Source organism: Clostridium kluyveri, assembly GCF_001902295.1.
GTDB classification, from domain to species: Bacteria; Bacillota; Clostridia; order Clostridiales; family Clostridiaceae; genus Clostridium_B; species Clostridium_B kluyveri_B.
Window position 1 is genome coordinate 2,367,395 of sequence record NZ_CP018335.1, and the last position, 13,932, is coordinate 2,381,326.

At 33.9% G+C, this 13,932-nt stretch carries 14 protein-coding genes; all 14 read right to left on the minus strand.

All coding sequences use genetic code 11. The features are described from left to right. Nucleotides 1-88: 88 nt before the first annotated feature. Entirely contained in the window at nucleotides 89-1,987 is a 1,899-nt protein-coding gene (gene flgK / locus BS101_RS11410; protein WP_073538932.1) for a flagellar hook-associated protein FlgK, read from the minus strand. A gap of 140 nt (nucleotides 1,988-2,127) precedes the next feature. Continuing rightward, nucleotides 2,128-2,535 (minus strand): flagellar protein FlgN, encoded by a 408-nt coding sequence (locus tag BS101_RS11415; RefSeq protein ID WP_083585706.1) that lies wholly within the window; start codon nucleotides 2,533-2,535, stop codon nucleotides 2,128-2,130. A gap of 27 nt (nucleotides 2,536-2,562) precedes the next feature. After that, nucleotides 2,563-2,835, minus strand: coding sequence for a flagellar biosynthesis anti-sigma factor FlgM (gene flgM / locus BS101_RS11420; RefSeq protein ID WP_073538933.1), 273 nt, complete (start codon nucleotides 2,833-2,835; stop codon nucleotides 2,563-2,565). Nucleotides 2,836-3,059: 224 nt separating this feature from the next. Next, nucleotides 3,060-4,238, minus strand: coding sequence for a flagellar motor switch phosphatase FliY (gene fliY, locus BS101_RS11425; protein ID WP_073538934.1), 1,179 nt, complete (start codon nucleotides 4,236-4,238; stop codon nucleotides 3,060-3,062). Continuing rightward, nucleotides 4,231-5,226, minus strand: coding sequence for a flagellar motor switch protein FliM (gene fliM, locus BS101_RS11430; RefSeq protein ID WP_073538935.1), 996 nt, complete (start codon nucleotides 5,224-5,226; stop codon nucleotides 4,231-4,233). The genes fliY and fliM overlap by 8 nt, the downstream gene beginning before the upstream one ends. 62 nt (nucleotides 5,227-5,288) lie before the next feature. Beyond that, nucleotides 5,289-5,690: a chemotaxis protein CheW gene (locus BS101_RS11435; RefSeq protein WP_073538936.1), complete on the minus strand. Its 402-nt coding sequence runs from the start codon at nucleotides 5,688-5,690 to the stop codon at nucleotides 5,289-5,291. Between the two features lie 219 nt (nucleotides 5,691-5,909). Further along, a complete protein-coding gene (locus BS101_RS11440) occupies nucleotides 5,910-6,272 on the minus strand; it encodes a response regulator (RefSeq protein WP_073538937.1) in 363 nt (120 codons plus the stop codon). A gap of 34 nt (nucleotides 6,273-6,306) precedes the next feature. Then, a complete protein-coding gene (locus tag BS101_RS11445) occupies nucleotides 6,307-6,903 on the minus strand; it encodes a chemotaxis protein CheC (protein ID WP_012102467.1) in 597 nt (198 codons plus the stop codon). Nucleotides 6,904-6,914: 11 nt separating this feature from the next. Further along, nucleotides 6,915-8,993, minus strand: coding sequence for a chemotaxis protein CheA (locus BS101_RS11450; RefSeq protein ID WP_073538938.1), 2,079 nt, complete (start codon nucleotides 8,991-8,993; stop codon nucleotides 6,915-6,917). A 12-nt stretch (nucleotides 8,994-9,005) separates the two neighbouring features. Then, complete coding sequence (locus BS101_RS11455) at nucleotides 9,006-9,773, minus strand: CheR family methyltransferase (protein WP_073538939.1); 768 nt, start codon at nucleotides 9,771-9,773, stop codon at nucleotides 9,006-9,008. 5 nt (nucleotides 9,774-9,778) lie between these two features. Beyond that, nucleotides 9,779-10,894 (minus strand): protein-glutamate methylesterase/protein-glutamine glutaminase, encoded by a 1,116-nt coding sequence (locus BS101_RS11460; protein ID WP_073538940.1) that lies wholly within the window; start codon nucleotides 10,892-10,894, stop codon nucleotides 9,779-9,781. 23 nt (nucleotides 10,895-10,917) lie between these two features. After that, on the minus strand, nucleotides 10,918-11,406 hold the full coding sequence (locus tag BS101_RS11465; RefSeq protein WP_073538941.1) for a chemotaxis protein CheD: 489 nt from the start codon (nucleotides 11,404-11,406) through the stop codon (nucleotides 10,918-10,920). Between the two features lie 25 nt (nucleotides 11,407-11,431). Further along, nucleotides 11,432-11,878, minus strand: coding sequence for a chemotaxis protein CheW (locus tag BS101_RS11470; protein WP_073538942.1), 447 nt, complete (start codon nucleotides 11,876-11,878; stop codon nucleotides 11,432-11,434). 92 nt (nucleotides 11,879-11,970) lie between these two features. After that, nucleotides 11,971-13,923, minus strand: a complete 1,953-nt coding sequence (locus tag BS101_RS11475; protein WP_073538943.1) for a flagellar assembly protein A — start codon at nucleotides 13,921-13,923, stop codon at nucleotides 11,971-11,973. Nucleotides 13,924-13,932 lie beyond the last annotated feature (9 nt).

Below are 13,932 nucleotides of genomic sequence, written 5' to 3' on the forward strand. Positions count from 1 at the left end.
AGTTCATAATTGATAAAGATCACCTAATTATAGATTTTTCTAAGAAAAATCCTCCTAAAACTGTGAACTGTGCTCTGTGAATTGTGAATTATCGTTTAAGTCCATTTATTACCACATCCAAAAGTTCATCTACAGTGGATATCATCTTTGCATTGGCTTGATAACAGTGCTGGAACTGTATGAGATTTGTCATTTCCTCATCCAGTGAAACCCCTGATGTGGATTCTCTGGACTGGGTAAAACTCTCAAGCTGAGTAGCTTCATAATCTACCTGCTTTTTAGCTTCTTCCTCATGCATACCCACTTTATTTACCAGATTATTAAAATAATTATCCAAAGTTGAACCGCCATTCACACTTCCTACAGCATACACGTTATTTAAAGTATCATTTGTAGCAAAAATATCTCCTATGAGCTCTTCTCTTGAGGAACCTTCTGTAACGCTTTGAATATTCATGAGACTGTTTGCCAGCTGCGCTATAGCCAGTGCCCTGTTGCTATCTGTATCGGTGCCCAGAGAATTTCCATTTGAATCATATTTGGTAGCTATTTTTATCTTGGATGGGTCGTTTAATATATCTATATTTACAGTTATGTTGCCTGCATTTATATTGTTTTCATCCTCTTCTGAGTTATTTCCATCAGTATCTCCATTTACAAAGAAATTATTAATTCCTCCCTCCGGGGAGCCGCTGTTATCTGCCACCCAGGTACTGCTCTGACTTACTATGGCATTTACTGAAACAGCCAGGGATTTCGCCAGCCTATTAAGTTCATCTTGATATTCTGCCACATTATTTTGAACAGATACATATCCTTTTAATTCTCCAGAAGGTGGTGTAAAAAGCGCCAGCTGGTTAAAACTTATAGGACTGTCAACCGTAGTACTATTATTATTTAAACTGCCGTCAATTACTTTGGCGTCTTTTCCAGAAGCATCTTTCCCATCTTTCACCTTGTAGGCAGTTCCTTCATTATTGGCCCAGAGCACCCTGCTTGTATCTAACTTGTCTGCTTCCTCTTCAGTCATGCTTACATACATGGTAACTTTATTATCATCTGAAAGTGTATCCCCCTTTTTATAGTAAGATACCTCATAGGTGGCTTTTCCAGTAGTTCCATCAGTATCTGTCTTTTTAGTTATGCTGGTGACGCAGGAAAAAGTGGCCACGTTTATGTTATCTGCATCATTTGCCTGGACTATATTAAGAGGGGATCCTCCCTCTGAAATCAAAGGTGCCGCACCATTGTCATCTGCATCTCCATATATGGAACTGTTGGAGGTGGTTACATCTATTCCTTCATATTTTCTAGGATCAATACTTATGCCAAATTTCTCACTTAGTTGATCCAGCAGCAAATCTCTACTGTCCATAAGATCATTTGGATTATTGCCGGACATCTTTACATCCTTTATTTGCTGATTCAGCTGTGAAATCTGAGTAAGCATACTGTTTATATCCACTACTGCACTTTTTATTTCACTTTTAGCATTGTCTTTTATACTTGTAAGCTGAGAATAAACACTGTTTAAATCATTGGTAAGCTGATATGCCTGTTGAGCTACCGTACTGGTGTTCTGGGGTGAGGATGAAAGATCCTGCCAGGAATTAAAAAATTCACTCATAAGAGAGGATATCCCACTATCTGTGGGCTCATTTAATACATTTTCCACCTGACTTAAATATTTATCCTTAGCAGTATAATGACCATTAACTCCATTTTCCACTCTTATCTGATAATCTAAAAAACTATCCCTTATTCTATCTATGGATGCTACTGTTACTCCCGTTCCCAGCTGACCTGCAATAGTTGCCGCATTCATGGAAGGCATGGTATAGGGAGTGGTAGTAACGAGTGTAGCTCTCTGCCTTGAATACCCTTCTGTCTCTGCATTTGCTATGTTATGTGAAGTAACATTTATTGAAGTCTGCTGGGCAAAGAGCCCGCTTTTTGAGGTGTTGAATATTGAAAACAACCCCGGCATTTAATCATCTCCTTTTTTTCAATTCACTATTTCAATTCACAATTGTCAATTCACAGTTTAGGAAGATTTTTCTACGAAAAATCTATAATTTAATTTTTATAAATTGTGAACTGTGAATCGTGCATCGTGAATTGTATTAATCATCTGCTCCTTCCAATGGAATTGTAGGTCTTTGCCTCCACATTTGGATTAAGAGCTCTTAACATCTGATGGGTAAAAATCATACCGTGCTTTATAAGTGCTTCATTGGTATCCTTTTGAAATTGCATTTTTTGAAGTACTTCTACTATGTCTTCATAAATCTTTTTCAAATTCTCATCCTTTGCTTCTTCTATTATTTCTCTCATGGGTCTGTTTTTAGTAAGTTTTCTTCTCTTCATTTCAAGAAGAGCTACGTTTTTGCTTCTCTCCTCCAGTATTTTTACTATTTTATCTAAATTAAAGGCTTCTCTTCTTACAAGATATCTGTTTTGTTCTCTTAAGGCTTCCAAGAGCTTTTTTAAAACTGTATATTCCTCTTCCATTATATGCTTTAATTCTAAAAGCAAACTGTTTCACCTCCCCTGTGGGGCATATTACAATTTTCCCTTCATAGCTTCTATAATTTTAGCCGCAACTAATTTCTTATCTACATTATAAGTGCCATTTTCCACAGCTTTTTTGATATTTTCTACTTTTTCCTTAGAATTTATGGTTTCATCCCCCTTGACATAAGAACTTAAACTTTTTCCAAGGGATGAAATTTCAATGGAATCCTTTTGTCCTGAAACCCTGGTTGTTTCATATTCCTTTTTACTTTTTTCATAGATATTCAATATTTTATTTAAACTGATTCCATTAACCTTCATATAAAATACACTCCTTAAACTTAACAGCTTTACATGTTCTTCTGTAATAATTACTAATATTATCGGGTATATAAATTTAATATTTATACTTTTATAAGAAGATAAATAGGTTAATTTTATGCCAAAATCCCTTTATCTTCCCACTTTAATGAAGCCATAAATTTAATAATATAAAAGATTAAAAGCAGAGAATTACCTCTGCTTAAATTAAGATCTGATGTCCTCTATTTAAGAGAACTAATTCTATCTTCACTACTTATAATGCTCTTTATTCTCACCCCGAAATTTTCATCTATTACAATTACTTCTCCATAAGCTACTTTTTTTCCATTTACCAATATTTCCACCGGTTCTTCTGTTAGTTTGTCCAACTCTACCAGAGAACCTGTACCAAGATTTAAAATATCTTTGATACTCTTTTTAGTCCTCCCAAGAACAACAGATATTTCAAGTGGTACATCCAGTATCAAATCTATATTTCTTGGTATATTACCTCTTGAAGGAGCAGAATCTAAAGACTGAAATACTGCCTTTTGCACCTCCACAGGCTGTTTGTTTATATTGGTTTCTATAGGTTTTTCATATATATTATTTGAAGCCTCCACCTGTGGCTGAGGACTTTGGGAAGGTAAGCTGGTATTTTCAGTTTTAACAGGTGCTTCCGGTTTAGAATCTTCTACCTTATCTTCTACTTTTTCTTCTTCCTCTTTTCCCATCATTATGGCAATTATTTTTTTAGCCGTATTCACCGGGAATAACTGCATTATATGGCTGTCCACCAATTCCCCAATCTTAAGAGAAAAGGATACTTTTATAATAGTTTCATCTTCCGATATCTCCTGGGACAAAGGTTCTGTACCATCATCCCATATATTGGATACAGGAGGAGAAATATTTATTTCTCTCATGAACATGGTTGCCATGGAAGTGGCTGCAGACCCTATCATCTGATTCATGGCCTCAGATACCGCACTGGTTTCTATCTCACCTAGTTCTTTCACTTCCCCTTCAATTTTCCCCTCTCCACCCATCATAAGATTTGCTATTACATAGGCATCTGTAACCTTCATAACCAGAAGATTTTCCCCGATTATCCCTGCTGTATATTTAACTTCCAGTGCCACATTTGGAATTTCAAATTCATCCTTTAATTTTCTCAGTGTGGTCAAAGTCACCACCGGAGTAGTTATATTTACCTGTTGGTTTATTATTGTAGAAAGTGCTGTGGATGCAGAACCCATGGATATATTGCCTATTTCCCCAAGTAAATCTTTCTCTACATCTGACAATTCTGACCCATCTTCACTTTCTATTGCTACTTCCGATGGAGAAGTATTTTCATCTTCTTGTCCCCCATTTAAAAGTGCATCTATTTCTTCTTGTGAAAGGAAGCCATTACTCATAATTTTCCACATCCTTATCTATAATATCCAATATTTCAACCCCCATATTTTTTCCTATTATGCCAGGTTTTCCATAGTAGTATATCTTATCCTCCAGCATAAGTTTCACAGGATCTGTAGTTTTCTCCTTCAATGTCAGTACATCTCCTATATTCAAATTCAAGAATTCATTTACCGTTACTTCTACAGTTCCAAGAACCGCCGTAAGGTGAATTCCTACTATGTTTAATCTCTCTCTAAGTTTTTCCCGGGATTCAGCTAACACTTCTTCATCTCCATCTTGAAACCAGTATTGAACCACTAGTTTATCAAGTACCTTTTCTATACTTAAATAAGGAATACATATATTTATGAAGGTAGTACTTTTACCAAGTTCCACTGAAAAACTTATAAGAGCAATGGGATCATTAGGTGCAAGGGTCTGATTCAGTGCAGGATTTGTCTCTATTCCCTCTACTTCCGTTTCCACTTCCATTACATCTTCCCAGGCCAATTTCAAGTTTGATATGAGTCCTTCATTTACCACTTTTATAATATTCTTATCTATATCTGTAAATTCCCTGGCCTTATATTTTCCTGTTCCACTTCCACCTAAAAGTAAATCTATAATCTCAAACACAAACTGAGGATTTATCTCAAACAATACAGTTCCACTTAAAGGCGGCATTTTAAATATGGTCAAAATAGTAGGGTTTGGCACAGAATGAATAAACTCTTCATAGGTTATTTGCTGCACGGATTCTACTTTTACTTTTACATTGCTTCTAACCTGTGCAGTTAAATAATTGGAAATTATTCTGGCATAGTTGTCATGAATAAGCTCCAGAGTTCTTATATGATCTTTGGAAAATTTCTGGGGACTCCTAAAATCATAAGGTTTTACCTTCTGCTGTTCCTCCTCCTGAGGTACCTCATCCGGGGTAAGTTCCCCTGTGGAAAGAGCCGCAAGAAGGGCGTCTATCTCATTCTGCGATAATACATCTGCCATTTTCTTCCCCCATTTCTTGAGAAAATTTCAAGTATATGAAACTAATAAATGCAAAGGTCAATTTAATCCGAAAGAAGCTTATCTATATCAATCAAGGTAATTATTCTGTCTTTTAAATTTATTATTCCCTTTATATAGGCCTGCTTTTTCTCATCATTTTCCTTTTCTACAATGCTATCTTCTAAATCTAAAACTTCATCTACTTGATCTACACTTATTCCTACCAGTTCATCTTCCATTTCAAGTATTATTACATTTCCTTCGCTCTTGTCATTTTTAGGAATATCCATTAAAAAATTTATATCTAAAAGGGATATCACATTTCCCCTTAAATTTATAAGACCTTTTATATAAGTTGGTGCCTTAGGAACTCTAGTTATTTCCATAGCATCATTTATACTTTGAACTTTGGCTGTTTCTACAGCAAATTGCTCATTGTTTAATCCGAATATGACAACCTGCATATTTACCCCTCCCTTTATAGAGATATACAAGACTATGTATATAAATAACATTTATACATAAAATAGCAGGTTTGACTCTTTTTAACTAAGTTATACAAATATTTATCTGCACTGCATTAAAGTTTAATAAAAATTTTATCCACTTTAATGTTTTCGTTATAAACCATGCTATCTTTATATAAATTCAAAAATTTAAATTTTAAAATTTCACTTTAATTTTTAAGATGCTACAACTTTATTTATAGCTTCCAGTACTCTGTCTGGCTGGAACGGTTTTACTATAAAATCTCTAGCCCCTGCTTTTATGGCATCCATAACCATAGTCTGTTGTCCCATGGCAGAACACATTATTATCTTTGCACTGGCATCAAAAGCTCTTATTTGTTTTACAGCTTCAATGCCATCCATATCAGGCATGGTTATATCCATGGTAACCACATCCGGTTTTTCCTTTTTATATAACTCCACAGCTTTTATACCATTATTTGCCTCCCCTACTACCTCAAAACCATTTTTTTCAAGTATATCCTTTATCATCATTCTCATAAATGCAGCATCATCCACAATTAATATTTTAGCCATTTTTTTCCCTCCAAACTATTTACTACTAATATCATCATATTCCTAAAGCATTAAAAATTTTCTCAAGTGAACCAGGCATAGGGACATAATAAAAATGTCCGCTTATCTTAGAATTATTTTGTATAAACAATGTTTCTATATCCAGCACATATTCATCAAACTGTCCAGACTCTATAAATGTAGTGGAAAGTATTGCTCCCAGCATATCACATGTAACCGCAGGCACTGAAGGTATCATGTACAGTCCCGTAAGTTTGGATATTGCATTCATATAAGAACTGGATGTTATATTACCTACCTCACAAAGCACTGAGTTTCCCATATCATTTAAATATTCTTCTTTATAACCCATTAACATGGAGATAAGCTCAAGGGCAGTTTCTTTTTCAAATATGAATAATATATTTCCTGGTGCATCTCCTAAAATTCTTACTATCACTCCTACAACTATTTCATCTCCTTCAATACTGGTAAAGATGTCGTCAAAGGGTACTATATTTACATCTGGCACTGTAATATCCACCTTTTTATTTATAAGCTGGGATAAGGCTGTAGCTGCATTTCCCGTGCCTATATTTACAACTTCTCTTAGTGCATCAAGCTGCATGGATGTAAGGCTTTTGTAGTCCATATATATCCTCCTTATACCAGAGCAGCAACATCCAATATCAATGTTACAAGGCCATCTCCAAGTATTGTTGCTCCCATGTATTCCTTCAGATTTTGCAATGTTTTTCCAAGAGGTTTTATAACAATTTCCCTTTGTCCAAGTAGTGAGTCTACCATAAGTCCCACAGTTTTTTCCCCTACTTTAACTATTACTATATAATTTTTATTGTTTTTAGATTTTTCAACCCTTAGTTTATCATATAACCTTACAAGAGATATTACATTTCCATTATATATTATGACCTCTTTATTGTTGGTCATTTTTATCAAGTCCTCTTTATAGTCTATAACTCTATCTACATAACTTAGGGATATTGCCATAGTCTCATTTCCTACTCCTACCAATAACACCTGTATTATCTGAAGTGTAAGAGGAAGTCTTATTACAAAGGCAGAACCTTCATTCTTTTCACTTACCACATCTACAGTTCCCCCCAGGGCGGATATCTTTGTCTTAACTACATCCATACCTACTCCCCTGCCTGAAATATCCGTTACTTCAGTATTGGTGCTGAATCCCTGCAAAAATATAAGGTTTTTCACATCATTGTCTGACATGCCCTCGGTGTTTATACCCATATTTTCAGCCTTTTGTCTTACCTTGTCCACAGGTATTCCACTTCCATCATCTACAACCTTTATTACTGCATTGGTACCCTCCTGATAGGCAATAAGACTTATTTTTCCAACAGGATCTTTGCCTTTTGATATTCTCTCCTCTTTTGATTCTATGCCATGATCTGCCGCATTTCTAATGAGATGAATCAAAGGTTCTCCTATTTCATCTATTACAGTTCTGTCAAGTTCCGTATCCGCTCCTTCAATTACAAGTTCCATTTCTTTGTCAAGTTCCACAGATAAATCTCTTATCATCCTTGGAAATCTGTTAAATACCGTATCAAGAGGCAGCATTCTAATTTTCATAACCAGATCTTGAAGATCTGAAGTGGTTCTGGCCACTTGCTCTAAAGTTTCATTTAATTCATTCAATTTATAATTACTGCTTATCTGTTCAAGTCTTGTTCTATTTATAACAAGCTCTGATACCATATTCATAAATTTATCCAGTCTCTCTAAATCCACTCTCACAGATTGATGCGCCTTTTTATGTGGTTCTTTTTTTGCCGCCTTTTTATTTCCTTTGTCTTTATCAGGTACAAGAGCAGGCTTTGGCTTTATATCTTCTACTTTGGATGAAGCCCCCCTTTGAATTATGGACTTTATTTGCTCACTTTGTGTATCTTTAGTCTGCATTTTTTTTATTTTTTCTGCTTCTATATCTATTTTTTCTATGGATACCTCTTCCACTTCAGATATATTCATCAAGTTTTCATACACTTTATTTTCATCACTTGTGGTAACAAAGGTAAGGTCTACTTCAAAATCAAAGTTTTCATTTTCCAGGTCTTCTGTATTTGGAACAGATTTAATTATCTCCCCCATTTCCTCCAGACTCTTGAATATGAGAAATACTCTGGCAGATTTCAGCAGGGTATTTTCACTAATGGTTACCCTTATCTGATAAGAATTAAATCCTTTATCTCGCGCCTGCTTAACTACGTTTATATCATATTCATTTAATTCTACCTGTATGTTTTTAGTACTCTTTGCACTGTCATTTTGTTTTTCTTCCTGTATATCTTCCTTTAATTCCTTCTCTTTATCATTATTTTGTAAATTAGCTATATTCTCCAATTCTTCTATAATACCCTTTATAGGAACTTCTTCTTCCACACCATCTTCTATATTTTTTATCATCTGCTCAAGGGTATCCAGACATTTAAATAAAACTGTCACCACATCTTGAGTAACCTTTAGTTTGCCATCTCTAAACCTGGACAATACATCTTCCATTTTATGGGTTAACTCTCCTACTTCATTAAATCCCATGGTAGCTGCCATTCCCTTTAATGTATGTGCAACTCTAAAAATTTCATTTACTTTGTCTATGTTGTGAGGCTCTTGTTCAAGTTGAAGTAGTGACTCATTTAAAATCTGCAGATTGTCCATTGCTTCTTCTAGGAACATAGACATATACTGTGATGTATCCATTTCTTTCCCTCCCTATAGCTTTCTATATATAAAGGTAGAAGCTTTCTCAAAGCCATAATCCTTAAAATTATATATACTTTCAGTAGCTCCAACAAACAATAACCCGCCTTTTTTCAAGGATTGGCTAAATTTTTTATATATGTTGTTTTTTATATCTTGATTAAAATATATTACCACATTCCTGCATACTATTAAATCAAAATTGCTTTCATAACTCTCTAATATTAAGTCGTGCTTTTTAAAATTAACTAAACTCTTTATTTCAGAATTTATAATATATTTATCATCCCGCAGAGTAAAATATTTGCTTAAATACTCCTTACTTACATTTTTCACTTCAGATATTGTGTATTCTCCTTTTTTAGCCCTCTCAATTATGGTATTATCTATATCTGTAGCCAGTATTTTATGCCTTGCCCCTCTAGATAATTCGTTCAAATATATAGCTATGGAATAAGGTTCTGCCCCGATTGAGCAAGCTGCACTCCATATCTTTAAAGAGCTGTTTTTAGAAAGCAATTCTTGTTTTAGCATAACTTTAAGTTCTTCAAATATATCTGGATTTCTAAAAAATTCAGATACATTTATTGTAATGAAATCTAAAAATTTTTGTCTTTGAGAACCATCTTTCTTTAGAAGCATTACATATTCATCTATACTGCTTACTCCTACCCTGGACATCAAACTATTTATCCTTCTATGCAGTTGATTTGATTTATAGGCTGACAGGTTTATATTAAATTCTTTTAAAACCCACTGCTCAAAATAAGCCATATCCATAAAGTCTACCTCCTACCAGATGTTATTATTTTCAACACTTCTTTTGCTATATCATTTAACGGTAAAACCAAATCTACTTTTCCCGTTTCATATGCAACCTTTGGCATACCATAAATGGTACAGGTAGACTCGTCTTGTGATATAGTGATACCTCCATTTTTTTTAATTTCCACAGTTCCTTCTGCACCATCTTTACCCATTCCCGTTAAAACTACACTAACTATATTTTCCTTATACACCTTTGAGGCAGATACAAATAGCTTATCCACCGCAGGTCTCACTCCCCATATTGCAGGTTCTTTATTTAGGTGTATTTTTTTATCATTCCATACCTCCATATGATACCCGCCTGGAGCTATGTATACAACATTTATTTCAGCAGTCATTCCTTCTTGTGCTTCTACTACTTTTACATGAGAACTTAAATTCAGTCTCTCTGCAAAAGCTTTGGTAAAGCCTACAGGCATATGCTGTACCACAAATACAGGTACTCCTATATCCTTTGGCAGTTCTGTTATAACTGAAGTAAGTGCCTTAGGTCCTCCTGTAGACGCCCCCATTACTACAGCATCTATTCTTCCCGGTCGAAATTTACTCTCTCTTACCTTTTTAGTATTTTCAGCTGCAATATGCACTGCGGCAATTTCTTTATAACTTTTATCTTCAGCTGCACTTATGGTTTTAATAGGGCTATTTTTATTGGATGTACCAAAATAAGCCACTTTAATTTTTTGTATCAATTCAACTTTTACTTTATCTATATCAAGGGATATGGTTCCAGAGGGTTTAGGTAAAAAATCAAAGGCTCCTGCTGCTAAACATTCCATAGTGAGCTTTGTACCTTCTTTTGAAATACTACTTAAAATTATTACAGGTATGTCTATATTTTTCTTTTTAAGTTCTCCAAGTGCAGTTATACCATCCATCTTTGGCATTTCTACATCCATGGTTATTACATCTGGCATAGTTTTATAAAAACTAGAAGAAAATTTATCCATAAGATCCTGTCCATTTCTGGCGGTGCCTATTACTTCTATGGAACTGTCCTCTTTTATCATGTCTGAGATAATTTTTCTCATAAGTGCTGAATCATCTACTACTAAAACTTTAATCTTTTTCAAACTATTATCACTCCATTAAATTTTTAAATTTCTTTTATTCCCATTCCTACAGTACGTATTTTTACCCCACCCTGGGAGGTATCAAATATCATAGTCCTTCCTTTATTACCTCCCAGATCCTCGGATAATATAGGAACAGAACATTTTTCCAATATTTTCTTCACAGCAGCACTATTTCTATTGCCTATATCCATAATCATGCTCTTATCTGAAAAATTAAACATAGATGCTCCACCTGCTATTTTGGCTTTTAAATTTCTCTTATTTACTCCTAATTTTTCTAAATCTTTTATTAAAAGAGGGACAGCTAAATCCGCAAATTTTACAGGGTTTTTTATGTTACTGAATTGTGTGCTGTCCGGCAGCATTATATGTGCTAGTCCACCTATACCTTTTATTTTATCATACAAAGCTATACCAACACAGGAACCAAGCCCTATAGTTATAAGTCTATGAGGGGAGCCGGCAGTATTCATATCTGCTATTCCTACCTTTATCTCTTTTATCTCCATAAATATTGCACCTTTCGATTTTAAATTATATAAGTTCCTTCTCTTGCTCTGTTAATATTTTAGAAAGATTTAAAAATATTATTATTTTATCATTTATTTTAATAAGTCCCTTAATATATCTTTTGGATATTCCAGCTACTATATCCGGTGGGGCTTCAATGCTGCTTACATTTACATCCCTTACTTCAGATACCACATCAACTATTATGCCTATCTTATTTCCATCTTGTTTTGTAACTATAATCTTAGACTCGTCCCTTTTCTCTTCTCCACTAAATCCAAATTTTCTGGTAAGGCATATTACAGGAAGTATATTTCCCTCATAATTTATAACTCCATCTACAAAATCAGGGGAATCCGGTAATTTTGTGGTTTCTTCATATCCCAGAATCCTCTCTATTTCCATGATATCTGTAGCATAATATTCTTCATTTATGCTAAATATTAATACTTTTATTTCTTCCTGGCTCATTTAAATATCCTCCTTAAATAATATTTAAAACTAGCATTTAATTCAATTTGTTACACAATTATAGCATAATTTGATGTATTTATAATAGGTTTTTAGAGAAGAAATTTGTCTACTACAATATTGCCCTCATTAAAATAAGCATGCAAATTTTTACTTGGAGAATCCAGCATAAGTTTTTTCTTTCCCACTTTGATTATAGTATTGTGATATGCAATATCCGCCCATATATGTCCTTCATCTTCTACATGAAGTACTGTAGACACTCCTGCCATACTACCTACAATTTTACATTTAATTTCTTTTTTCGCTTTTAATATTCCCCCTCTTGCTACACTTCTTTCCTGCAAAAATTCAATAGACTCATTTGCAGTAATTTCAGATATATACTCTCCTTTTCCCGTAATTACTACGCTGCCGGAACTTTCTATATGAGAATCCTGACAATAGGCTATAGTTAAATTTACAGGAAGAGCAAGGCATTCATTTAAATGTTCAATTTCAGCTTCAATTTTTTCTTTTAGATAATTTAACTCTGAGTAGTTTTTTATATTTATAGGCCCCATACCCATGAGACTTGTCCTTATAATTTTTACTATTTCCTTTCCCAAACTTTGTTCACATTCTTCAGGGTCCATATTCAAATCTGCAATTATATTTATTCCAAGCTTTAAAAGTCCTTTAAATTTATTTTCCAATAATACTTTTATTATCTCCCCATCTTTTTTATTCTTGCCAAGCAGATCATACATTTTTATTTCTTTTACGGCTTCAATCATCTCTTCCAGGTTAACATTAAATTCTGCAAGATGATCTATGGTTTTGATTTTATTTACACAATCTCCCCCACCATATATTTCCGAGCCTACAATACTTCCATTTATTAAGATATCCCCCACGGCTTTAATCTTAGCTCTTTCCACTTCTTTATATATACTAAGGTTTCCTCCACATTCAACTTCCATTCCTTCTCTTACGTTACCCTGTACTATTACATCTCCTGTAAACTTTATATTCCCCGTACTTAAATCCACATCTTTACTGATTTCATGAACCTGATGTACATAAAAAGTACCACTTTTTATAAAAGGCTTTCCCTCTATAACTGCTTCAACTTTATCCTCATCTTTAATCATACACCCTTGTCCTGCAGTAAGTTTTTTATGTTTAGCTTTTTTAAATTTTAAAGTTTTCCCATTTACATCAAATCCATTTTCTCCTTCAATTCCTTTGTGCCTTTCAGCAATAATATCACCTTTTTTTACAGTACTTACAATGCCTATACTTTTAAAATCTACATTACCTCCCACATCCTCTTTGAAGTCTACAGAATCTTGAAAGTTGATATTTATAACATCATCTTCCCCATCTACGGGTTTTTTACCTTTTGCTATTAATACTCTTTTTCCACTTTGTAGAACATCCTTAAAATTTTCTTCAATTACACCATAAACAATTTTATTACTTACAAGTTCATTTTTTATGTCATTTTCATTGTATTTAGGAGGTTCCACAGTTTCAACTATATGAACTTCCAAATTCAATTTATTGCTTTCTTTTGTATCTTTAAGCACATAAACACTTTTAGATGTGTAATTAACCTTTGCATAGGCTTCCATAGCATCTTGTGAAATATCTATTTTCAATTCCCTTTTGGGAACATTTTCTTCTAAAATCACTTCTATATTACTGCTGCTTAGAACTTCACATTCTCCTTTTATTTCAACTCCATCTACAAAAATGGACATATGTTCTCCCTTTACTATTACAGCCGGCTTTTCCCCATCTATGGGGTCTTTTACAATTATCTTACCTTCTACAACTTTTACAATACCTTGATCCTCATTTAATTTATTCTCTTCTTCCTCTCTAGAAATTCCTTCTCCTTTCTCCTCATCATAGGTCACCTCTATTACTACTTTTTTCCTAAAAAAAGATTTTTTGTTTTCAAGTACTTTATACTCCAATTTATCCTCTGGTATATTTAATTCATATCTTGCAAGCTGCAGACAATTTTCCAGTGAAGTGTCTTGAAATACTTTTTTCATATTTTCCCT

Excerpts from the sequence above, each read along its gene's own strand:
- BS101_RS11475 (WP_073538943.1), bottom strand. The coding sequence starts at position 13,923 with ATGAAAAAAGTATTTCAAGACACTTCACTGGAAAATTGTCTGCAGCTT.
- flgK (WP_073538932.1), bottom strand. The coding sequence starts at position 1,987 with ATGCCGGGGTTGTTTTCAATATTCAACACCTCAAAAAGCGGGCTCTTT.
- BS101_RS11455 (WP_073538939.1), bottom strand. The coding sequence starts at position 9,773 with ATGGATATGGCTTATTTTGAGCAGTGGGTTTTAAAAGAATTTAATATA.
- BS101_RS11450 (WP_073538938.1), bottom strand. The coding sequence starts at position 8,993 with ATGGATACATCACAGTATATGTCTATGTTCCTAGAAGAAGCAATGGAC.
- flgM (WP_073538933.1), bottom strand. The coding sequence starts at position 2,835 with ATGAAGGTTAATGGAATCAGTTTAAATAAAATATTGAATATCTATGAA.
- fliY (WP_073538934.1), bottom strand. The coding sequence starts at position 4,238 with ATGAGTAATGGCTTCCTTTCACAAGAAGAAATAGATGCACTTTTAAAT.
- BS101_RS11465 (WP_073538941.1), bottom strand. The coding sequence starts at position 11,406 with ATGGAGATAAAAGAGATAAAGGTAGGAATAGCAGATATGAATACTGCC.
- BS101_RS11440 (WP_073538937.1), bottom strand. The coding sequence starts at position 6,272 with ATGGCTAAAATATTAATTGTGGATGATGCTGCATTTATGAGAATGATG.
- BS101_RS11470 (WP_073538942.1), bottom strand. The coding sequence starts at position 11,878 with ATGAGCCAGGAAGAAATAAAAGTATTAATATTTAGCATAAATGAAGAA.
- BS101_RS11435 (WP_073538936.1), bottom strand. The coding sequence starts at position 5,690 with ATGCAGGTTGTCATATTCGGATTAAACAATGAGCAATTTGCTGTAGAA.
- fliM (WP_073538935.1), bottom strand. The coding sequence starts at position 5,226 with ATGGCAGATGTATTATCGCAGAATGAGATAGACGCCCTTCTTGCGGCT.
- BS101_RS11445 (WP_012102467.1), bottom strand. The coding sequence starts at position 6,903 with ATGGACTACAAAAGCCTTACATCCATGCAGCTTGATGCACTAAGAGAA.